The following is a 22,360-nucleotide window of genomic DNA, read 5'->3' as shown; positions in this document are numbered from 1 at the left end:
GTCTGGCGAATTCGCCATGACCACACCGCCCATGACACCGCGTATGTGGCGGTTGCCAGGAAGCCGGAATGCCCGCTCGTGATGGCGGATCCGCGTCCGGCGAGTGCTTTCGGTATCCGCTGCGACATCAGACGTGGCCGGTGACCAGCGGGGCGTCTGATATCTCGGACACGAATGGGGCGTGGGCGCTCCCGGAAACCACCCGCGAGGCGTCCAATGGGAGGTATGTCCACCGCAGTCGAGATCGAGATCGGCCCGGAGCCGCTGACCACCGATGACGTCGTCGCCGTCGCCCGCCATGGGGCGGCCGTGCGGATCGCCGACGACGCGCGCAAGGCGCTCATCGACGGCCGGGCCCGTGTGGAGGAGCTGGCGGCGGGCGAGACCCCGGCCTACGGGGTGAGCACCGGGTTCGGGGCGCTCGCCACCCGGCACATCGCGCCGGAGCTGCGCGAACGATTGCAGCGCTCGCTGATCCGCTCGCACGCCGCCGGTACCGGGCCCGAGGTCGAGCGCGAGGTGGTGCGCGCGCTCATGCTGCTGCGGCTGCGCACCCTCGCCACCGGGTACACCGGTGTCCGGCCCGAGACGGCCGACACGCTCGCCGCCCTGCTGAACGCCGGCATCACCCCCGTCGTGTACGAGTACGGCAGCCTCGGCTGCTCCGGCGACCTCGCGCCGCTCGCGCACGTGGCGCTCGCGCTGATGGGAGAGGGAGAGGTGCACACCGCCGGGGGAGCCCGGCGGCCGGCCGCCGACGCGCTGCGCGACGCCGGGCTGCGGCCGGTCCGGCTCGCGGCCAAGGAAGGGCTCGCGCTCATCAACGGCACCGACGGCATGCTCGGCATGCTCCTGCTGGCCTGCCACGACCTGCGCGGACTGCTCCGCGTCGCCGACATCACCGCGGCGATGAGCGTGGAGGCGCTGCTAGGCACCGACCGGGTCTTCGCCGCCGACCTGCAGCGACTGCGGCCGCACCCCGGCCAGGCGACCGCCGCCGCCAACATGCGGGCGCTGCTCGCCGGCTCCGCCATCGTCGCCTCGCACCGCGGGCCCGACTGCACCCGGGTGCAGGACGCCTACTCGCTGCGGTGCGCCCCACAGGTGGCCGGCGCGGCCCGCGACACGCTCGCGCACGCCGAGACGGTCGCCGCCCGCGAACTCGCGTCCGCCATCGACAACCCGGTGGTCCTCGAAGACGGCCGGGTGGAGTCCAACGGCAACTTCCACGGAGCTCCGGTGGGGTACGTGCTGGACTTCCTGGCGATCGCGGCGGCCGACGTGGCCGCCATGGCCGAACGCCGGACCGACCGGATGCTCGACGTCGCCCGCTCGCACGGCCTGCCCGCGTTCCTGGCCGACGACCCCGGGGTCGACTCCGGGCACATGATCGCGCAGTACACCCAGGCCGCCATCGTCTCCGAACTGAAACGGCTCGCGGCCCCGGCCAGTGTCGACTCCATCCCCAGCTCGGCGATGCAGGAGGACCACGTCTCCATGGGCTGGTCCGCCGCGCGCAAGCTGCGCCGCTCGCTCGACGGGCTGACCCGCGTCCTGGCCGTGGAGCTGATCACCGCCGCCCGCGCCCTGGACCTGCGCGCCCCGCTGCGCCCCGCCCCGGCCACCGCCGCCGTGGTGGCCGCGGTGCGGGAGCGGGTCCCCGGCCCCGGCCCCGACCGCCACCTGGCCCCCGAGATCGCCGCCGTCGCCGAGCTGATCGCCGACGGCACCGTGTGCGGCGCGGCCGCATCCGTCACCCAGATCCGCTGATCCGAGGGAGACCCGTTCATGACGACGACGCCACCCGAGCCCCCGGGCCCCCGGCCGGTCCGCGCCGCCCGGGGCACCCGGCTCACCGCCCGCGGCTGGCCACAGGAAGCCGCCCTGCGCATGCTGCACAACAACCTTGACCCCCAGGTGGCCGAACACCCCCACGACCTGGTCGTCTACGGCGGAACCGGCCGCGCCGCGCGGGACTGGGCGAGTTTCGAACGGATCACCGCCGCGCTGCGCGACCTCGACGGCGACGAGACCCTGCTCGTCCAGTCCGGCCGGCCGGTGGGGATCCTGCGCACCCACGAATGGGCGCCGCGGGTCCTCATCGCCAACGCCAACCTGGTGCCCGACTGGGCGTCCTGGCCGGAGTTCCGCCGGCTCGAAACGCTCGGCCTCACGATGTACGGGCAGATGACGGCGGGCTCGTGGATCTACATCGGCACCCAGGGCATCCTGCAGGGCACCTACGAGACCTTCGCCGCCGTCGCGGCGAAGCGGTTCGGCGGCAGCCTGGCCGGCACCATCACCCTCACCGCGGGCCTCGGCGGAATGGGCGGCGCGCAGCCGCTGGCCGTGACCATGAACGGCGGGGTGGCCATCGTCGTGGAGGCCGACGACAGCCGAATCAGCCGCCGGCTGGACACCCGCTACCTCGACGCGCGGGCCGACGACCTCGACGAGGCACTGCGGCTGGCCGTCGCCGCACGCGATGCCCGGCGCCCGCTCTCGGTGGGCGTGCCCGGCAACGCCGCCGAGGTGCTGCCGGAACTGCTGCGCCGCTCCGCACCGATCGACATCGTCACCGACCAGACGTCCGCGCACGACCCGCTGGCCTACCTGCCCGCCGGGGTGGCGTTCGAGGACTGGCACGACTACGCGGCCGCCAAGCCGGAGGAGTTCACCCGCCGCGCCCGCGAATCCATGGCCGCGCACGTGGCGGCCATGGTGGGGTTCATGGACTCCGGTGCCGAGGTGTTCGACTACGGCAACTCCATCCGCGGCGAGGCCCGCACCGCCGGATACGAGCGGGCCTTCGACTTCCCCGGATTCGTCCCGGCCTACATCCGCCCGCTGTTCTGCGAGGGCCGGGGGCCGTTCCGGTGGGCGGCGCTCTCCGGCGACCCGGCGGACATCGCCGCCACCGACCGCGCGATCCTCGACCTGTTCCCCGACAACGAGCCGCTCGCTCGCTGGATCCGCATGGCGGGCGAGCGGGTGGCGTTCCAGGGGCTGCCCGCCCGGATCTGCTGGCTCGGTCAGGGAGAGCGTGCCGCGGCCGGACTGCGGTTCAACGAACTCGTGGCCGACGGCACCATCACCGCGCCGCTGGCGATCGGCCGCGACCACCTGGACACCGGATCGGTGGCGTCGCCGTACCGCGAGACCGAAGGCATGAAGGACGGCTCGGACGCGATCGCCGACTGGCCGCTGCTCAACGCCCTGGTCAACACGGCGTCCGGTGCGTCGTGGGTCTCGATCCACCATGGCGGTGGCGTGGGGATCGGCCGCTCGATCCACGCCGGCCAGGTGAGCGTGGCCGACGGTACCGGCCTCGCCGCGCAGAAACTGGAGCGGGTCCTGGAGAACGACCCGGCGACCGGCGTGCTGCGGCACGCCGACGCCGGATACTCCGAGGCCGAGGCGGTGGCGGAGCGGCACGGCCTGCGGATTCCGATGCGCGAGAACTGACCCGCGACGCCGGCGCCGCGCCGCACCGGCGGGCGGCGCGGGCACCGGCCACCGCAGGACCGGCATCGCGAGGGAAGAGAGCGGACGGGCGGAACGGACGGGGCCGGTGTCCACGATGAGCGTCATGCCTTCAGGTTGCGGCCGCTTCCCCGGTCCGCGCCATCCGGATTCGCGGCCTGTGGACGACCAGGCGGCCGGCGGCACGCCCGGCGCCGTGCCCCGCCCGCCCGGCGCCGGCCTCCTCCGGTACCGTCCGGGGTGATCCAACATGGCCCCGAGATGTCCGCGGCTGCACCTCAGGGCGTGCGAGCCGGGTCCCGAGCCGCCTGACAATCTACGGAGAACCCGATGAGCGACACGTTCGACGAACTGTGGGGCGCGCTCGCGCCGGTGGGACGGCAGCGGACGACCGGTGGATACCGCCGGTTCTCCTGGACCGCGGCGGACGCCGAAGCGCGCGCCTGGTTCACGGCCGCCGCGACCGACCGGGGACTCACCGTCGAGACCGACCGCAACGGCAACCTGTGGGCCTGGTGGGGCGAGCCCGGCCCGGACGCGCTCGTGACGGGGTCGCACCTCGACTCCGTCCCGGACGGCGGCGGCTACGACGGACCGCTGGGCGTGGTCAGCGCGCTGGCGGCGGTCGACGAACTCCGCGCCCGCGGCGTCCGCCCGGCCCGGCCGCTCGCCGTCACCGTGTTCGTCGAGGAGGAGGGCGCGCGCTTCGGTGTTGCCTGCCTCGGCAGCCGGCTGCTCACCGGCGCGATCACCCCGGAGCGCGCCCGGGGACTCACCGACGCCGACGGGATCACCTGGGCCCGCGCGATGGCCGACGCCGGCCTGGACCCGGACCGGATCGGCGCCGACCCCGAGGCGGTGCGGCGCATCGGAACCTTCGTGGAACTGCACATCGAACAGGGACGCCACCTCGTCCACCGCGGCAGCGCCCTCGGTGTGGCCAGCGCCGTGTGGCCGCACGGCCGCTGGCGGCTGGACTTCACCGGCCAGGCCGACCACGCCGGCACCACGCGGCTCGCCGACCGCAACGATCCCATGCTGCCGTTCGCCGAGACGGTCCTCGCCGCCCGCGCCACGGCCGAGGCCCACGACGCGGTGGCCACCATCGGCAAGGTGCAGGTCCACCCGAACGGCACGAACGCCATCCCCTCGCGCGTGCGCGCATGGCTGGACGCCAGAGCGCCCGACGAGGCGACCCTGCGGACCGTGGTCGACGGCGTCACGGCCGCCGCCCGGCGCAGCTCGGGCCGACACGGCGTCTCGCACGCCAGCTTCCAGGAGTCCTTCAGCCCGGTCGTCCGGTTCCGGGAGGACCTTCGCGACCGTGTGGCCGCCGTGATCGGCGGCCCCGACGGCTCGGCGCCGGTCCTGCCCACCGGAGCGGGACACGACGCCGGCACCCTCGCGGCCTCGACCGCCACCGTGATGATGTTCGTGCGCAACCCGTCCGGGGTATCGCACGCCCCCGACGAGTACGCCGAACCGGCCGACTGCCACGCCGGGGTGACCGCGCTGGCCGACGTGCTGGCCGATCTGCTGGGCGCGGCGTGACGTCCGGCCGGGCGCGGCCGGTCCGGGAAGGGGGCGGCCACGGGAAGGGGCGGCGGCGTGCGGACGGGACGGCGCGCGGACCGGGAGCCACGGGACGGAATCCGGCGTCCGCGAGTGAGGCGGTCCCCTCTAGGAGGCGGAGCCACCGGAGCGCGGTGGCCGGGAGCGACGGAACGGGGGCGTGGGCGTCCGCCGGGGGTCCGGCGCGAGTCGCCTTACGGCCATCGGGTCGGCAGGGGAGAGTCTCGCAGCGAACCCGTCCGGGAGGAGGCGGTGCGCCGCGCCCGGGCGGAGAGGGGTGTTACGGCACGACGGTCGGGACCTTGGAGCCGAGATGACGACCATTGGGATCGGCGCAGCTCTGGACGTTCGGGTGACCGGCGATGGTGGGCGGCTGCGGTTGACAGGCCTGCCCTCGTGAGAGGGGCAGGGCGTCATGGGCGTGGTGGCTGCCCGATGGGTGGTCTGGTGAGCGGGAGTGAAGGACGGGGTGACGTCTGATGGGGGCGCCGAGTGGGGGATTTCTTGGTACCGGTTCGCGGACTGCATGCCAGGTGGCCGGTCGTTCGTTCGGCGAGGAGGCGCGGGTATGTGTGGTGCGGCGTTACGGACCGACGAGCGCGACCACGGAGCCGGGATGACGGCGTGACCAGTTCACGCCTGTGAAGCTCGGGTGGCCGGTGCATGGTCGAGAGGAAACCGGCCGCCCGGCGTGCCGGAATGGAGGAACGGGTGACCGCTGACGGATCGTCCGCAACGCCGGACGCACGCCGGTATTGGTGTGCGTGGGCGCTGACGGGAGAGGGGACCGCGAACGCGCGTCCGGGGGTACTGGTCGAGGTCGACGGCGGCCGGATCGCCGCGGTGCGCTCGGCGGCCGAACCGCCCCCCGACGCCGAGCGGCTGCCCGGCCTCACCATGCCGGGGATGGCCAACGCCCACTCACACGCGTTCCACCGCGCCCTGCGCGGGCGCACCGGCGAGCGGGGCGGCAGCTTCTGGACCTGGCGCGAGCGCATGTACCAGGTGGCCGACCGGCTCGACCCCGACTCCTACCACCGGCTCGCGCGCGGCGTATACGCCGAGATGGCCCTCGCCGGGATCACCTGCGTCGGGGAGTTCCACTACCTGCACCACGGTCCCGGCGGAGTCCGCTACCGTGACCGCAACGCCATGAGCGCGGCCCTGGTCGCGGCCGCCGCCGACGCGGGCGTCCGCATCACGCTGCTGGACACCTGCTACCTGTCCGGGGGGCTGACCGAGGACGGGCGTCGGCTGCCGTTGACCGGCCCGCAACTCCGGTTCGGCGACGGCGACGTCGAGGCGTGGGCCGGACGCGTCGCCGACTTCCGGCCGCACGGCGATCACGCCCGGGTGGGGGCCGCGGTGCACTCGGTGCGCGCGGTGCCCGCCGACGCGATCCGGCACATCGCCGACGCCGCACGGCCGAACGAACGCGCCGTGCACGCGCACCTCTCCGAACAGCCGGCGGAGAACTCGGCCTGCCTGGCCGCGCACGGCCGCACCCCCACCGAACTGCTCGCCGACACCGGCTTCCTGGAGCGCACCCGGCCCACCCTCGTGCACGCCACCCACCTCACCGCCCGCGACGCCGCACTCATCAGTGGCGTGGCGGCCCGCGTCTGCCTCTGCCCGACCACCGAACGCGACCTCGCCGACGGCTGCCCGCCCCTCGACCTGCTCGCCGACGTCCCGCTGGTGCTCGGCAGCGACGGTCACTCCACCATCGACATGTTCGAGGAGGCACGGGGTGTGGAGGCGCACGAACGGCTGCGCACCGGCCGCCGTGGGCACGTGCCGGCCGAACGGCTGCTGGATGCGCTGCATCGCCCCGGCCACACGGCGCTGGGCTGGCCGGACGCCGGCAGCATCACCCCGGGTGCCCGCGCCGACCTCGTCAACATCGACCTCGACGGAGTCCGCCTGGCCGGCCTGGACCCGCACCGGGCCGCCGACGGCCTCGTCGCCGCCGGCGCCGCCGCCGCCGTGCGGCACGTCATGGCCGACGGGCGCTGGATCGTCCGCGACGGCCGGCACCGCACCGTGCCCGACGCCGCGTCCCGCCTGGACGCCGAGATCCGCGCCCTGACCTCGACATGAGCACGTCGGCGTCACGGCGAGCGGGCCGGCCGCCGCGATCCGGCCAGAGGCCGAGGGAGGGCGTCCGGCGCGGCCTGCCCATCGGCGCGGTCCGGTCGGGCACAGGAGAGGGGAACCGTTCCGAGGGCGCGGCGAGGGGCGGAGTCACCCCCGAACCCGCGACCGCTCCGATTCGGCACCGCGGCGCCGGCCGTGTCGGCGGGGCACGTACGGCCGCGCCCGATCGCGGCCGTCCGCTGTCGGGGAGGACGGTGAGGGCGACGTCACCGCCCAGCCTAAGCCGAAGGGCTGAGGGGATCGTCGCCGCACGATGTGTGCGCCAAAGGACGATGACGCCGCTGGGGCGCGGCGACGTGGGCGGGCGCGGCCGGTCCGGAACACTGGGCCGCCTCGCCGAGCCGCAGCGCGGCGGAGCCCTGGCCAGGTGGACGAGCGACATCGTGCGACCGGTTCGAGGGACGATCCTCCGGCCTCGAAACCGGCCGCTGAAGTGAGGTGTGGAGTCGGGTGTCCGGTCCTGTCACCGTGCGTTGCCGGGCGCGGCAGGATCGCGGCATGGCGTGTGCCGCCTCCGCCACCGGTTTCCGCCGTGGGTGTTCCTGGAGCCGGTCGACATGGGCATGGCCGTCCCACATGGGTTCCCTCCCTGCGGGAGTCGTTCTCGCCGCCCGTGGCTCGACGTGGCGATGCAGACTTCGTCCGGGTCGGCGAATGTTTGGGCGGACGGGGCCGTCTGCGCCGCTTCGTGCCCGGTGAGCGGGAACCGGCTCTGGGGTGGGCGTCACCGAAACCGGCGGCCGGAGTGCCGGGGTGCAGCGTAGGGTGTGACGTCAGCCCGCTGTGCGGTCGCGGCGCGCGGCGGGATCACGGGGTGGGGGTGCCGGTCTCGCTTCCGGTACGGCGTGCGGCGCGGGTTTCCGCCACGGGGCGTCCCCGGAGCCGGTCGACACGGACATGGCCGTCGGGCTCCCGCCCCCGCTCGTGATGGGGATCGTTCGCGCCCCCTCGCGGGCTCGACGTGCGGGTGCAGGGGAGCGCGGACGCATGCGCGCCGGCGCATGCCTGCGGCTCCTTGGTCCGCGGCCGAGCGTCCGGTGGCGGGAGAGGCGGTACGCGGCGGCAGGAGTGGTGGGGGATCATCGAACGCTCACCGTCGCCGGGCCGCCGCCATGTCGGCCGGCAGAGCCGAGCAGGCGTCACGATCGCCGGCACCGGGGTAGCTCCCCAAGGGGGCCGCACCGGTGGCCCGCCGCGTTCCGCCGGACGGCCACGTCCGCACCCGCCGCAGCGCGGGGTGACCACGGAGGAGAACCGATGACCGCCACGACCACCGCCCCGCGGTCCCTCGTCATCGACGGGATCAGCGTGCTGGTCACCAACGCCCCCGATCTCGGCGCCGGGCCGCTGGGAGAGATCGCCGACGCCGCCATCGTCATCGCCGACGGCCGCGTCGCCTGGGCCGGGCCGGCCGGGGTGGCGCCAGCTGCCGACGTTCGCGTCGACGCCGCAGGGCGATCCGTCATCCCGGGGTTCGTGGACAGCCACACCCATCTCGTCTTCGCCGGGGACCGCGGCGCGGAGTTCGCCGCGCGGATGAGCGGTGCCCCCTACCAGGCCGGCGGTATTCGCAGCACGGTCGCCGCCACCCGGGCCGCCTCCGACGCCGACCTGCTGGCGACCGCCGTCCGGCTGTACCGCGAGGCGCGCGCCCAGGGCACCACCACCTGTGAGGTCAAGTCCGGCTACGGGCTGACCGTCGCCGACGAGGAGCGCATGCTGCGGATCGCCGCCCGACTCACCGAGGAGGTCACCTTCCTGGGCGCACACGTCGTGCCACCCGAGTACGCCGACGACCCCGCCGGATACGTCGATCTCGTCACCGGGCCGATGCTCGACGCCTGCGCGCCGCACGCCCGCTGGATCGATGTGTTCTGCGAACGCGGCGCCTTCGACGAGGCGGCGTCCCGCCGGGTGCTGCTCGCTGGCCGTGAGCGGGGGCTGGCCGCGCGGGTGCACGGCAACCAGCTCGGCACCGGGCCGGGGGTCCGGCTGGCGGTCGAGGTGGGGGCGGCGTCGGTGGACCACTGCACGCATCTGACCGCCGCCGACGTCGCCGCCCTCGCCGACGCCGCGTCGGACGGCTCCGGCACCGTGGCGACCCTGCTGCCCGGCGTCGACTTCGCCACCCGCCAGCCGTACCCGGACGCCCGCGCGCTGCTGGACGCCGGGGTGCCCGTGGCGCTGGCGAGTGACTGCAACCCGGGTTCGTGCTTCACCTCCAGCATCCCGTTCTGCATCGCGCTCGCCGTCCGGGAGATGCGGATGACCCCGCGCGAGGCCCTGTACGCGGCGACCGCGGGCGGCGCGCGGGCGCTGCGGCGCACCGACGTCGGCCACCTCGGCGTCGGAGCACGGGCCGACCTCGTGCTCCTCGACGCGCCGGACCCGGTGTACCTCGCCTACCGGCCCGGCGTCCCGCTGGTGGCCGCCGTCTGGCAGGACGGCGAGCTCGTCAGCGGCGACCCGGCCCGCTGAGCGGCCCACGGCGCCGGACTCGGCGTGCTCCCGGCCGCCTTCTGGGTCGGCGGCCCGATCGGTAACGGGCGAAGTGCGGCGGAATTCCCACCGCCGTAGCCTCCCGGAAACGTCTCGGCGGCACTGTTGGGTCGAGGCCGTGCCGACCGCGGAACGCCGTGCGGCGGGCGAGGGCCGTGGCCCGCCCGTACCATCGCCCGCCCCGGGTGCGCCGCTGCCCCCACCACGACGGCACGGCCGGAGAGGAAGACATGAGCCTGTGGCGTATCCGCACCGTCGTCGAGGACCGGCCCGGCCAGCTCGCCGGGATCGTGGCGGCCATGGCCCGGCACGGCGGCAACGTCGTGGGGCTGTCGATTCACGCCGACGCAGCCGGGGTGGTGGACGAGTTCATCGTGGACGTGCCGGGCGACCACCGTGCGCTGCTGCGCGAGGTCGCCGGGCGCAGCGTCACCGACAGCGTGACCGCCGTCCCGGCGCAGCCGCGCGAGGTCGGCGACGACACCACCCGGGCGCTACTCCTCACGGCGCGGCTGCGAGCGCAGCCCAACCGGCTTCCCGAGGCGCTGCGCGAGTTGCTGCTCGCCGACGAGGCGCGCTGGACGAACCTCACCCGGCCGGCCGCAACGTTTCCCGAAGAACCCGAGACCACCCTCCTGGTGCCCGTCGGCCCGCTGCGCGCGGTCCGGCTGCGCCGCGCCGACCGCCCGTTCACCTGGACCGAATCCGCCCGCGCCGACGCCCTGGTCCGCTCGGTGCTCCCGGCCACCGGCCCGGCGCCCACCGACGGAGCCGTGGTCACGCACCGGGGTGCGGAGTTGTTCGTGTGGCAGACGACGGGGGCCGACGCCGACGCCATCCAGCGGCTGCACCGCCGCTGTTCGGCCGAGACGGCCCGCCGCCGGTACTTCGCCGCCATGCCGGAACTCAGCCCGCGGATGCTGGGGGTGTTCTGCGATCCCGAGCGCGGGCTCACCCTGGCCGCCCGGCCGATGCGCGGCAGGGAGCCCGTGGCGCTGGCCCACCTGATGTACACCCTGGATCCGGGGGTGGGGGAGATCGCCCTGCTGGTCGAGGACTCCTGGCAGGGCGAGGGAGTCGGCACCGCCCTGGCCCGGGTGCTCACCGCGATCGCGGCCGACTGGGGGCTCGCCGAGGTGCGCGCCGACATGGAGGCGGGGAACAGGGCCATGAACCGCCTGATGCACCGGCTCGGCGCGACGGTCCGCCCGCCGCGCGACGGCGTGGTGCAGGCGCGGCTCCCGGTCGCCGGAACGGTGCCGTCGCGGCGCCCGGGGCGGTTGATGACGCTGCTCGGCCAGGCGGGCGCCCCCGGCACCGGCGCGGGATCCCGGCCGGTGGATCCGGCGCGTGCCCGATGACGCGGGCGGGGCCGGCCCTGGGAGAACGGGCCGGCCCCGCCGATCGCCCCGAGCGGCGGCTGCGGAGCGGGAAGGAGCGAACCGGTACGGCGGTCGGCGGACTCGCTCAGTCCGTGCCGGACACCGACGGGCCGGGCTGCGGCATCTCCTGCTCGCCGCGGCCGAGTCGGCTGCGCCGCATGCCGTACAGGAAGTAGATGGCGACGCCGAGCGCCATCCAGACGACGAACCGGATCCAGGTGTCCACGGTGAGGTTGAGCATCAGCCACAGGCAGGCGAGGGCCGCGATGATCGGGAGCACCGGCACCAGCGGCGCCCGGAACGAGCGCGGCAGGTCGGGCCGCTTCCGGCGCAGCACGATGACGCCGATGGAGACCACCACGAAGGCGAACAGCGTCCCGATGTTCACCATCTCCTCCAGCGCCGCGATGGGCACCAGACCGGCGAGCACCATGACGGCCACCGTGGTGACGATGGTCATGATGTAGGGGGTGCCGAATCTGGGGTGCGTCTTGGAGAGGAAGCGGGGCAGCAGCCCGTCCCGCGACATGGCGAACGCGACCCGCGACTGCCCCATCATCAGCACCAGGATCACCGTGGTGATGCCGATGACGCCGCCCAGCGAGATCAGCGTGCCCGCCCAGTCGGCGCCCACCTGGCGGAACGCCTCGGCGAGCGGGGCGGGGGAGTCGAGTTCGGTGTAGGGGCGCATGCCGGTGACCACGGCGGCGACCGCCATGTACAGCACCGTGGTGATGATGAGCGAGCCGAAGATGCCGATGGGCATGTCCCGCTTGGGGTTGCGGGTCTCCTCCGCGGTGGTGGCCACGATGTCGAAGCCGATGAAGGAGAAGAACACGACGGAGGCGGCGGCGATCACGCCCCACAGGCCGAAGGCGCTGGGCTCCAGCCCGAGCAGTACCTGGGTCAGCGGGGTGTGCCCGATCTCGGCGGTCTCGGCGGGCAGCGGCTCGGACGGGGGGATGAACGGAACCCAGTTGGCGGCCTTAACGAAGAAGGCGCCGACCACGATGATGAACAGGACGATGCCGACCTTGATGGCGACGATGACCGCGGAGACCCGGCCGGACAGCTTCGTGCCCAGCGTGGCGAGGACGCCCAGCACGGCGACGATGAGCATCGCGCCGAAGTTCACCGGCCAGCCCCCGATGGAGACCGATGTCGGTATCCCGAGGAGGTCGCCGGCGTAGCCGGACCAGCCGACCGCCACCACCGACGCGGCCAGCGTGAACTCCAGCACCAGGTCCCAGCCGATGATCCACGCGATGAACTCGCCCAGGCTGGCGTAGCCGAAGGTGTACGCACTGCCCGCGACGGGGACCGTGGACGCGAACTCCGCGTAGCACATGGCCGCGAGGGCGCACACCAGACCGGCGATGAGGAACGAGAGCACGATCGCGGGACCGGCGTTGACCGCGGCCTGGCGGCCGGTCACCACGAAGATGCCGGTACCGATGATGACGCCGATGCCGAAGACGATGAGGTCGAAACCGGTGAGGTCCTTGCGGAGCTGGTGACCCGGTTCGTCGGTATCCCGGATGGATTGTTCGATGCTTTTCGTACGCCAGATGCTCAAGGACGGACTCCAGCCCCGTTGTCGGGCCCTTATGGGGCCGTAGAACAAGATCGATTGCCGCGCGAGCATACTCTCATCCGAAAGGTTTCCTAAAGTCACCTTTGTAGGAGAGATGCAGCAAAATCGCGCCAGAAGTCCGGAAATGCCGGACTGGTCGGTGTTCTCGCGCGATCCGGCGCTCACCCGGCCGCGGTGCTGGGTAATGTGAACAATCCCACCATATGGGCAGGTCAGCGGGCATGTCGCGCTGCCGCGCCGCCCGATGTGGGCCGTAACGGCCGGAACCGGACGGCCTGCCCAGGGACCCCCGGTTGGGGCAGGCCCGTATCGGGAGCGTGGATGAAGCCGAAACCCGATGCGGGCTGTGCGGTGCTCCGTCCGGCACCGTCGGCGCGCCGGCTGTTCCTGCTCCTGCCGGCATGGCTGGCGCCGTGCCCGGGGCCGGCCGGGGCCGGTGATCGCGCGGGGCCGCCGGTGTCCGTGGGTTCCGTCGACGTGCATGCCGCCGCTACACCGTCCCCGCCGTGTTCTCGGTCCGCTCCTCGTCCTGGGGCCGGGCGCGGGCGGCGGCCTCGGCGAGCCAGGTGGTGATGAGGAGCAGGGCGAGCCGGTCGGCGACCTCGCGGTCGCCGAGCCAGCTCTTCGCGGCCGGGCTGAGCACGCCCGATCGCGGCTCGGTGGCGGCGAGGTCGACCGGGGCGATCGCGGCGGCCAGCGCCGCGTCGGAGTCTCCGAACGCACCGGCCCGCCAGTCCACCGGTGCCGTCGCCGCCCTCTCCAGCCAGGTGGGGAGGGCGAGCGGTTGGCCCCGCCACACGACCCTGGTAGCCCGGACCGCTCGCGCCGCCTTGCCGGTGAACGGCTTGAACCGGCCCGCCTTACCCCGGGAACGCGAAGGCCGGCGGCGGATCCCTGGGGGATCCGCCGCCGGCCAGAGGTGCGGCCACCCGACGGCTCAGGCCATGCCGGCCGGCACTGGACCGAGACCCGTTCGATCCGGTCTCCCGTACGGTCCGATGCTGAGGGCGCGGCTCCGGGATCAGCCGGCCAGAGGGCTGCGGAGCGGAAGGCTGTCAGTGGCGTCGCGGCAGCGACCGACGCCTCGGTCCGACGCCTGCGGGCCCGCCGTCGTTACGCGGCGGACATCCCTCGTGCACCGATCGCGGCGGCCGGGGAGCGGTCACGGCGGCGCGATCAGGCGTCGGCCTGCTGCTCCGCGGTGTCGGCGGCGGGGGCCGTCTCGGGCTTGTCGGCGCTGTCGTCGGCCTTCGGCTTGGTCGCGCGCTTCTTCTTCACCGGGCGGGAGTAGTCGACCAGCGGCTCGAACTGCGCGTCGTACTCCTTCTTGCACTCGGTGCAGGCGTCCACCTCGCGCACGGTGCCGTCCCAGGCGAACTGGAGGACCTCGGTCGCCTCGACCCTCTCGTCGCGGACGGCGTGCGGATCGCAATACTTGCGCGTGAAGACCTCGGTGACCACGGCAGTGGCATCCCTTCGGTAGTCGGTTCGGGTACTGGCGCCCAAAATCATACACGCGTTCGAAAGTGCGGGCGAGGCGTTGCCCGACTTCGCGGCGGTTCTGTGATGCCTTCGGGGATGTCCACGGAGCCACGGTCCCGCCCGCCGTCACTCTCGCTCCGCCGCCGGACTTCGGGCCGCGGGGCAGGGTACCGTCTGCGGGCCGACGGTGACGGCTCCCGGACCGCCGACGCGTCCATTGCGGGCATGGAGCCGGATCCGGCGCAGCCTGGCCGCTCGCACCGGTGAGCCTATCGAAAACCCGGCGATTTCGAGGCGGAACACCTGGCGTGCCTTGAGGGAAGCACGGCCCCCTGTGGCTATCGTCACGTTCAGTGTCGGCGTGGTGCGTAATACGATCCATTTTCCAAGGAAGATTTTTTCTGGATGATCTTCCGTGGTCCGTCCGACCGGCGAACCGCCCGAGCCTGTCCTCGGGGTGGCAGTGCGCCGAACCGAAGGACACGCGAATCCGCGCACCTGAGCAGAAGGCTGGAAAGAGATGGCTGGACAGACTCTTACGACCAAGTACCGGCTGGCGGACAGTGCCGCGCTGATCGCGCGCGTCGCCGTCGGCGTCATCTTCATGGTGCACGGCTGGCAGAAGATCGCGACCGGTGTCGACGGCGTCGCGGCCGGATTCGCCGCGATGGGCATCCCGCTGCCCGAGGTGGCCGCGATCGTGGCCATGGCGGTGGAGTTCGGCGGCGGGATCCTGCTGGCGGTGGGCTTCGCGCTGCCCGTCACCGGGGTCGTGCTCGCGCTGCAGATGGCCGCCGCCTACTACTTCGCCCACCTCGGCGGCCCGCTGACGGGCGAGGGCGGGTTCGAGCTCGCGCTCGCGCTCGGCGCCACCTCCCTGGCGCTCGGCTTCGCCGGTGGCGGGTTCGCCGTCGACCGGCTGCTGCCCTGGGGACGCCGCGAGCAGGCGGCGGCCCAGCCCACGGCCGCCTGAGACGGACCGAGTACGAACGCCGGGGCGGCCGGGGACCACGTGGTCCCCGGCCGCCCCGGCGTTGGGTGTTTCTGGTCGGGTTCGCCTTCTCGCTTTCCTTACTCCGGAGAGCTACTCGAAGATCTCGTCCAGGAAGTCGGCCTGCCGTCGGCGCCGCTCGCCGTGGTACTGCTCGCTCTGCGGTTCGAGGTCCTCCAGCGTGTCGGCTCCTTCCCGTCGGCGGCGGCCCCCGGTGTAGCCGCCGTCCTGGCCACGGGTCCATCGGTGCTCGGCCTCCAGGAGCTGCTCCAGCTCGCCACGGTCCAGGAAGATCCCGCGGCACTTCCCGCACTGGTCCACGGTCACACCCACGAGGACGCGCCGCGACAGCTCGCCGGGGCACTTGGGACAGTTGATTCGCGTCATGCCCCGTTGGACAGCGCCCGGCCCGCCGAGGTTCCCAGCCGATCGGCTCATTCGCCGAGCAGGTCGGCGATCCGCACCGGAGCACCTGAGGCGATCGAGGCGTTGGCCGCCAGACCGGTGAGCAGGGCGCGCGCGCCGTCCTCGTGGTCCGCAGGCGCGGCTCCGTCCGCCCCGCCGAACAGGCTCGCCAGCATCCGCACGTCACCGCCGCCGTGCGAGCCCTCGCCCACCGCGACCGGAATCTCACGCGGGGGCTCCCAGTGGCGGCGCAGCGTGAGCGTGGCCGTGGTGCTCTCCTTGGGCGCGGGCATCCCGCGCACCGGCGTGCGGTCGGTCCGCCCGGGTTCGGTGTACGGGTTCTCCACGACGTCCAGCTCCACGCGGCCCTCGCTGCCGGTGAACGCGACCCGGTAGCCCTCCCACGGGGAGTAGGCCACGAGGTGGTAGCTGAGCTTGGCGCCGGATTCATAGCGGACGAGCACCGACATGTCGTCCTCGATCGTGATGTCGGAGCCGAACACGTTGCGGTCCCGCTGGTAGCCGTCCTCGTGCTCTGCGTCGAGGTAGAGGGCGACCAGGTCGGGGCTGTCGGCGAGGTGCAGCGCGAAGGGGTCCCGCTCCGCGCCGGCCTCGCCGTGCGCCCGCTGGTAGTCGGCCGCCAGTTTCCTCCGGCGGCCGTTGGCCTCGCCGTAGAAGAACAGGTCGCCCCACGCGAACACACTGGTCGGCCCGGTGCCCAGCCACCAGTTGACGAGGTCGAAGTGGTGGCTGGACTTGTGAACCAGCAGGCCGCCGGAGTTGCGCTTGTCGCGGTGCCAGCGGCGGAAGTAGTCGGCGCCGTGCCGCAGGTCCAGCAGCCATTCGAAGTGCACCGACCCGATGTCCCCGATCGCCCCGGAGGCGAGCAGGTCGCGCAGTGCGGTGTGCACCGGGTTGAACCGGTAGTTGAAGGCGACCGAGACCCGACGGCCGGTCCGCCGTTGGGCGTCCAGGATGCGGCGGCAGCCCTCGATGTCGGACGTCATCGGCTTCTCGGTGACGACGTCGCAGCCGGCCTCCAGCGCCGCGCTGATGTAGTGGGCGTGCGTGTGGTCGACACTGCACACCACGACTTCGTGCACGTCCTCCCGGCGGAGCATCTCGGTGAACTCGTCGGGCGAGTAGGCCGGCACCGGATCGTGGTCGAGGTCGGCGAGGATCGCGTTGTGCGCGCGCATCCGGGTCTGGTTGGTGTCACAGAAGGCGACGAGCCTCCCGGAGTCGCGGTGCGTGGTGGCCAGCGCCCTGGTGTACATGCGCGCCCGGGAGCCGAGGCCCACGATGGCGTATCGGCGGTGGCCGGAGTGACGATCGGCGGGACGGTCGTGCGGGTCGGTGGTCCGTGCGGAGCTGTCAGGGAGTGTCACACGGGAGAGGGTAAGCGTTTTCCTGGCTCATGACCAGCCCTGGACCGCCGTTCTCCCCGTTCCGGAACCCCTCGGCGCGCCGGTGGAACCGCTGGCCGGGGCCGCTCCGGCGCCCGGGACGATCTCGCCGGCCGCGCGCGCTCCCCGGAAACCCACTGTTGACTCTGCTGTAAAGGGAGTGTTAGAAACCGGATATTCCGCTCTGGATAGCGCTTACCTAGAAGGCGTTCCACCGGCGTCAGACCCGGGGTGCCTTCCCCGTCCCCGCAGCTCCGCCACACTCCATGAACGGTGGACCGATGATGTACCTGCAACACGTGATCGCCGTGCTCCCGCCGGCCGGCCCCGCAGGTGGCGCCTGATGGTGAGTCTGGACTCGGCGCCCCCGACCGCCGCCCCCGACGACACGCGGTCCCGGCCGTCGCCCGCCCCCCGCCGCCGGCGGCGGAACGGGCAGGACAACGCGGCCGCCTACGTGTTCCTGGCCCCCTGGTTCGTCGGCCTCCTGGTCATCACCATCGGGCCCATGCTGGCCTCGTTGTACTTCTCGTTCACCGACTACAGCCTCATCGCCGAGCCCGAGTGGGTCGGGCTGGACAACTACCGGCGCATGCTGGAGGACGAGCGGCTGCACACCTCGCTCGGGGTCACGTTCTTCTACGTGTTCGTGTCGGTGCCGCTGCAGCTCGCGCTCGCCCTCCTCCTGGCGATCGTGCTCGACCGGGGCGTGCGCGGACTCTCGCTGTACCGCTCGGTCTACTACCTGCCGTCGCTCCTCGGCGGCAGCGTAGCGGTCGCAATTCTGTGGCGCCAGGTCTTCGGCGCGGAGGGGCTGATCAACTCGGTGCTCGGCCTCTTCGGGATCGCCGGCGAGGGCTGGGTCTCCCACCCCGACTACGCGCTCGGCACGCTCGTCGTGCTCAACGTGTGGACCTTCGGCGCGCCCATGGTCATCTTCCTCGCGGGGCTACGGCAGATCCCCACGATGTACTACGAGGCGGCCGCCGTCGACGGCGCCGGCCCCCTCCGCCGGTTCTTCCGGATCACCGTGCCGCTGCTCAGCCCCATCGTCTTCTTCAACCTGGTGCTGCAGATCATCAACGCCTTCCAGAGCTTCACCCAGGCGTTCGTCGTCAGCGGCGGGACCGGCGGGCCATCGGACTCCACGCTGTTCTACACGCTCTACCTGTACGACCGCGGCTTCGGGTCGTTCGACATGGGGTACGCGTCGGCGATGGCCTGGCTGCTGCTGATGATCATCGCCGGGTTCACCGCCATCCACTTCCTCGCCTCCAAGTACTGGGTTTTCTATGATGACTGAGACTTCGGCGCCCCCGGCCGCGCCCGACCGGCCGGCGTCGGCTCCGCACCGGACTACGGGGGAGAAGAAGCGGCGCGGCGGGTCCGGGCGGCGGCTGCTCACCCACGCCGCCCTCATCGGGTTCGGCCTGATCATGCTGTATCCGCTGCTGTGGATGCTGGCCAGCTCCTTCAAACCGACCTCCGAGATCTTCCGCGATCCAGGTCTGTGGCCCACGACCTGGGCGCCGGAGAACTACACCGAAGGCTGGAACGCGCTCGCCCAGCCCTTCCACCGGTACCTGCTGAACTCGGCGATCGTGGTGGCCGGGTCGATCATCGGCAACCTGGTCTCCTGCTCCATGGCCGCTTACGCGTTCGCCCGCCTGGAGTTCCGGGGGCGCAGGCTGTTCTTCGCGATCACGATGGCGACGCTCATGCTGCCCATCCACGTCGTGATCGTGCCGCAGTACATCCTGTTCGCGCAGCTGGACTGGATCAACACCTACCTGCCGTTGATCGTGCCGAAGCTGCTCGCCACCGACGCGTTCTTCATCTTCCTGATGGTGCAGTTCATCCGCGGGCTGCCCCGCGACCTGGACAACGCCGCGCGCATCGACGGCTGCGGCCACGCCGGCATCTTCCTGCGGATCATCCTGCCGCTGTCCATGCCGGCCCTGGCCACCACCGCGATCTTCACCTTCATCTGGACCTGGAACGACTTCTTCAGCCAGCTGATCTTCCTCACCGACCCGGACATGTACACCGTCCCGGTCGCGCTGCGGACGTTCGTGGACTCCACCAGCCAGACCTCGTGGGGACCGCTGTTCGCCATGTCGATCGTGTCCCTGGGACCGATCTTCGGATTCTTCCTCGCCGGCCAGCGCTACCTCCTCCGGGGCATCGCGACCACCGGCATCAAATGACGAAGGGAGCCACACCGTGCGCAAGGACGAGCGGGCCGGACGCCCGACGCGGCGCGGCCGCACTGCCCTGGCCGCGCTGGCCGGCTGCTGCGCCGTCGCCCTGGTCGCCACCGGGTGCGGGGGAGGCGGCGACGGTGCCGACGGCGAGGTGACGCTGCGCTTCTCCTGGTGGGGCGCCGACGAGCGGCACGCCGAGACCCAGGAGGTCATCGAGCGGTTCGAGGCCGCGAACCCCGGCATCAACGTGGAGGGCGAGTACGCCGACTGGGCGTCCTACTGGGACCGGCTGGCCACCAACGTCGCCGCCAACGACGCGCCCGACATCATCCAGCATGAGGAACGCTACCTGCGCGAGTACGGCGACCGCGGGGCGCTGCTGAACCTGCACGAGTTCGAGGACGTGCTGGACCTGTCGAACATCGACGAACTCGCGCTCGGCGGTGGCGAGGTCGACGGCGAACTGTACGGGGTGGCGACCGGCGTCAACGCCTACGGCATCATCGCCGACCCGCAGATCTTCGAGGAGGCCGGCGTGGAGATGCCGGACGACACCACGTGGACCTGGGACGACTACGTGGAGATCGCCACCGAGATCACCGAGAACTCGCCCGACGGCGTGTACGGCGCGCAGAACTACGGATTCAACGAGGCCGGGTTCAACATCTTCGCCCGCCAGCGCGGCGAGTCGCTGTACACCGAGGACGGCGGGATCGGCTTCACCCAGGGGACGCTGGCCGACTGGTGGGAGCTGTCGCTGGAGCTCCAGGACAGCGGCGCCGAGCCCGGCGCGGCCCGCAGCGTCGAGGTGGAGTCGGGCGGCGTGGACCAGTCGCTCATCGCCACCAACACCGGTGCGATGTACCACTCCTGGACCAACCAGCTCGGCGTGCTCACCAACACCTCCGAACACGAGCTGCAGATGCTGCGGTACCCGCGCGCGGGGGAGGACGACCCCACAGGGCTGTACCTCAAGCCCGCGATGTACTACTCGGTCTCGGCGCGCTCCGAGCACCCGCGCGAAGCCGCGATGTTCGTCGACTTCCTGCTCAACGACCCACAGGCGGCCGAGATCATCCTCGCCGACCGCGGGCTGCCCGCCAACCTCGAACTGCGCGAGCAGATCCGCGACGACCTGGAGGCCGGCGACGCGGTCGGCGCCGAGTTCATCGAGGAGATCACGCCCGGGATCACCGATGCCGCGCCCGTCCCGCCGATCGGCGCCGGCGAGGTCGTCGACCTGATCAAGCGGACCAACGAGGAGGTGCTCTTCGGCCGGCTCACCCCCGACGAGGCCGCCGAGCGGTTCATGGCCGACGTGGAGACGGCCATCGCGCGCTGACCGCTACGGCGTCCGTACTCCGCCGCCCCGGGCCGGCCGAGGCGGCGGGCGCGGGCCCGGACGGTCAGCCGACCGTCCGGGCCTCCCACGCGCGCTCGGCCACGCGGACCAGCCCGCGGTCGGTGATCTTGACCTGCGGCGACACCGGCAGGGTCAGCGTCGAAACGCTCATGAACACGTTGCGGTTGCGCCAGCCCCACGCGAGCAGGGCGTCGCGCACCCGTCCGGACACCGCGGCCACCTGGTCGGCCGGCGCCGGCGACATCACCCCGCCGATCGGCAGCGGCAGGGTGACCGGATCGCCGCCGTCGCGCACCACGCTCATCCCGCCGCCGGCCGCGATGACGGCGTTCGCCGCCGCGCACAGCGCCGCCTCGCGGGTCGCGATGACCGTCAGGTTGTGACTGTCGTGGGCGTAGGTGGTGGCGAACGCGCCGTCGCCGAGCCGGTGCCCGGCCACCGGGGCCACGCTCACCCTCCCCGAACCGGTGTGCCGCTCGAACACCGCGACCACCGCGGTGCGGCCCTCCCACTCGACCACTCCGTCGCGCACCGGCAGCCGGACCTCGTCCGGCTCGGTGTAGGTATCCACCTCGTTCACCCGCAGCGCGCGGAACACGTGCTCGCCGTCGGGCAGGTCCGTCCGCCATACCGGCGCCCCGCCCAGTTCCCCCAGCCGCACCGTGCCGGCGAAGGGGACCTCCGCCGCCGTACCCGGACTCTGCGGGCCGTGCACCGGACGGGCGTCGCGGCCGACGACCCGGCCGCCGGCGATCACCACGGCGGGTGTCAGGTCGGTGAGCGAGCGCAGCAGCACCAGGTCGGCCCGCTTGCCGGGGCTGACCACGCCGCGGTCGTGCAGCCCGAGCCGCCGTGCGGGGTGCACGGTGAGGGCGCGCAGCACCGCGATCGGCGGCAGCCCGCGGCGCAGCGCCACGTGCCCCACGTGGTCGAGGTGGCCGCGCGCGAGGATGGCGTCGGCGGCGACGTCGTCGGTGACCAGGCACAGGTCCGGCAGGTGCGGCAGCGCGAGCAGCGCGTCGGCCACCTCGGGCGTCAGGCACTTCTCCTGCAGCATGAGCAGCACCCCCAGCCGCGCCTTCTCCACCGCGACCTCGGGCGTGTTCTTGCAGTGGTCGGAGTCGATGCCCGCCCACAGGTACTCGCCCAGGTCGGCGCCGGACAGGTTGGGGCAGTGCCCGTCGAGCCGCACACCGCGCCGGCGGGCGGCCGCGACGATCGCGTGCATCCGCGGGTCGCCGTCCACCACGGCCCGGTAGTCCATGACCTCGCCGAGCGTGGTGACACCGTCCCAGCCGAGCATCTCGTCGATGTCGTCGGCGTCCAGCCGGGCACCGGCCGTCTCGAAGCCGTCGAGGGCGGGCACGCACGAGGGGACGGCCCACCGCATCGTCTGCGCGGTGGCCCGGCCCTCGGCGATCATCCACGCCTGTGCCTCGCGCCCGGCGACGTTGACGATCTCGTGCGCGTCGGCGAGCACGGTGGTCGTGCCGTGCGGCAGCGTGACGCGCGCGAACTCACGGGGAGCCAGCAGCGAGCTCTCGATGTGCATGTGCGCGTCGACGTAGCCGGGGGCGACGACGAGCCCGCGCGCGTCCAGCTCCTCGGTCGCGGGCAGGTCGGTTCCGGGCGGCAGCACCGCCCGGACGCGGTCACCGGTGACCGCGACGTCGGCCGGCCAGACCTCGCCGGTCTGGACGGACAGCACTTCGCCGCCCCTGATCAGCAGGTCGGCGGTTTCCGGTAGCGGCATCGGGTGTTCGTTCCTCGGCAGACGGGGGTTCGGGCGGGGACAGCGGAGGCCCGGGCGGTATCCGGGGCC

16 protein-coding genes are annotated in these 22,360 nt (G+C 72.9%); 10 read left to right on the top strand and 6 right to left on the bottom strand.

The window, feature by feature from the left end:
• Window positions 1-225: 225 nt before the first annotated feature.
• The 6 genes from hutH to ACFQRF_RS22645 all read left to right on the top strand — a co-directional run bounded on the left by hutH (window position 226) and on the right by ACFQRF_RS22645 (window position 11,072).
• Window positions 226-1,770 (top strand): histidine ammonia-lyase, encoded by a 1,545-nt coding sequence (gene hutH / locus ACFQRF_RS22670; RefSeq protein WP_379873176.1) that lies wholly within the window; start codon window positions 226-228, stop codon window positions 1,768-1,770.
• Between the two features lie 18 nt (window positions 1,771-1,788).
• Entirely contained in the window at window positions 1,789-3,465 is a 1,677-nt protein-coding gene (hutU, locus tag ACFQRF_RS22665; RefSeq protein WP_379873175.1) for a urocanate hydratase, read from the top strand.
• Window positions 3,466-3,813: 348 nt separating this feature from the next.
• Complete coding sequence (locus tag ACFQRF_RS22660) at window positions 3,814-5,034, top strand: allantoate amidohydrolase (protein ID WP_379873174.1); 1,221 nt, start codon at window positions 3,814-3,816, stop codon at window positions 5,032-5,034.
• 720 nt (window positions 5,035-5,754) lie between these two features.
• Complete coding sequence (locus ACFQRF_RS22655) at window positions 5,755-7,155, top strand: formimidoylglutamate deiminase (protein ID WP_379873240.1); 1,401 nt, start codon at window positions 5,755-5,757, stop codon at window positions 7,153-7,155.
• A gap of 1,314 nt (window positions 7,156-8,469) precedes the next feature.
• Window positions 8,470-9,690 carry an imidazolonepropionase gene (gene hutI, locus ACFQRF_RS22650; RefSeq protein ID WP_379873173.1) on the top strand — a complete coding sequence of 407 codons (1,221 nt, stop codon included), beginning with the start codon at window positions 8,470-8,472 and terminating at the stop codon, window positions 9,688-9,690.
• A gap of 251 nt (window positions 9,691-9,941) precedes the next feature.
• Window positions 9,942-11,072, top strand: coding sequence for a GNAT family N-acetyltransferase (locus ACFQRF_RS22645; RefSeq protein ID WP_379873172.1), 1,131 nt, complete (start codon window positions 9,942-9,944; stop codon window positions 11,070-11,072).
• A 106-nt stretch (window positions 11,073-11,178) separates the two neighbouring features.
• On the opposite strand, the gene ACFQRF_RS22640 is transcribed toward ACFQRF_RS22645, so the two are convergent.
• From ACFQRF_RS22640 to ACFQRF_RS22630, 3 genes are all read right to left on the bottom strand, one after another.
• The gene (locus tag ACFQRF_RS22640; protein ID WP_379873171.1) at window positions 11,179-12,669 is read right to left on the bottom strand and encodes an amino acid permease; all 1,491 of its coding nucleotides are present in this window, start codon (window positions 12,667-12,669) and stop codon (window positions 11,179-11,181) included.
• Window positions 12,670-13,177: 508 nt separating this feature from the next.
• A complete protein-coding gene (locus ACFQRF_RS22635) occupies window positions 13,178-13,486 on the bottom strand; it encodes a hypothetical protein (protein ID WP_379873170.1) in 309 nt (102 codons plus the stop codon).
• Window positions 13,487-13,863: 377 nt separating this feature from the next.
• Window positions 13,864-14,148, bottom strand: coding sequence for a hypothetical protein (locus tag ACFQRF_RS22630; RefSeq protein WP_379873169.1), 285 nt, complete (start codon window positions 14,146-14,148; stop codon window positions 13,864-13,866).
• 541 nt (window positions 14,149-14,689) lie between these two features.
• Here ACFQRF_RS22630 and ACFQRF_RS22625 point away from each other — a divergent pair.
• Complete coding sequence (locus ACFQRF_RS22625; protein ID WP_379873168.1) at window positions 14,690-15,142, top strand: DoxX family protein; 453 nt, start codon at window positions 14,690-14,692, stop codon at window positions 15,140-15,142.
• A gap of 111 nt (window positions 15,143-15,253) precedes the next feature.
• On the opposite strand, the gene ACFQRF_RS22620 is transcribed toward ACFQRF_RS22625, so the two are convergent.
• Together ACFQRF_RS22620 and ACFQRF_RS22615 are read right to left on the bottom strand one after the other, a co-directional pair.
• Complete coding sequence (locus ACFQRF_RS22620) at window positions 15,254-15,547, bottom strand: TFIIB-type zinc ribbon-containing protein (protein WP_379873167.1); 294 nt, start codon at window positions 15,545-15,547, stop codon at window positions 15,254-15,256.
• A 47-nt stretch (window positions 15,548-15,594) separates the two neighbouring features.
• Window positions 15,595-16,869 (bottom strand): Gfo/Idh/MocA family protein, encoded by a 1,275-nt coding sequence (locus ACFQRF_RS22615; RefSeq protein WP_379873239.1) that lies wholly within the window; start codon window positions 16,867-16,869, stop codon window positions 15,595-15,597.
• 445 nt (window positions 16,870-17,314) lie between these two features.
• Here ACFQRF_RS22615 and ACFQRF_RS22610 point away from each other — a divergent pair, with 445 nt between their 5' ends.
• The 3 genes from ACFQRF_RS22610 to ACFQRF_RS22600 all read left to right on the top strand — a co-directional run bounded on the left by ACFQRF_RS22610 (window position 17,315) and on the right by ACFQRF_RS22600 (window position 20,517).
• Window positions 17,315-18,274, top strand: a complete 960-nt coding sequence (locus tag ACFQRF_RS22610; protein WP_379873166.1) for a carbohydrate ABC transporter permease — start codon at window positions 17,315-17,317, stop codon at window positions 18,272-18,274.
• Window positions 18,275-18,407: 133 nt separating this feature from the next.
• Complete coding sequence (locus tag ACFQRF_RS22605) at window positions 18,408-19,178, top strand: carbohydrate ABC transporter permease (protein ID WP_379873238.1); 771 nt, start codon at window positions 18,408-18,410, stop codon at window positions 19,176-19,178.
• A gap of 16 nt (window positions 19,179-19,194) precedes the next feature.
• Window positions 19,195-20,517 (top strand): ABC transporter substrate-binding protein, encoded by a 1,323-nt coding sequence (locus ACFQRF_RS22600; protein WP_379873165.1) that lies wholly within the window; start codon window positions 19,195-19,197, stop codon window positions 20,515-20,517.
• Window positions 20,518-20,581: 64 nt separating this feature from the next.
• On the opposite strand, the gene ACFQRF_RS22595 is transcribed toward ACFQRF_RS22600, so the two are convergent.
• On the bottom strand, window positions 20,582-22,291 hold the full coding sequence (locus ACFQRF_RS22595; RefSeq protein WP_379873164.1) for an adenine deaminase C-terminal domain-containing protein: 1,710 nt from the start codon (window positions 22,289-22,291) through the stop codon (window positions 20,582-20,584).
• Between the last annotated feature and the right edge of the window lie 69 nt (window positions 22,292-22,360).

Source organism: Marinactinospora rubrisoli (assembly GCF_042664915.1).
In the GTDB taxonomy this organism is placed as follows: Bacteria; Actinomycetota; Actinomycetes; order Streptosporangiales; family Streptosporangiaceae; genus Marinitenerispora; species Marinitenerispora rubrisoli.
The sequence above is the reverse complement of the archived record's forward strand: the minus strand, read 5'-3'. Positions and strand labels throughout refer to the sequence as shown.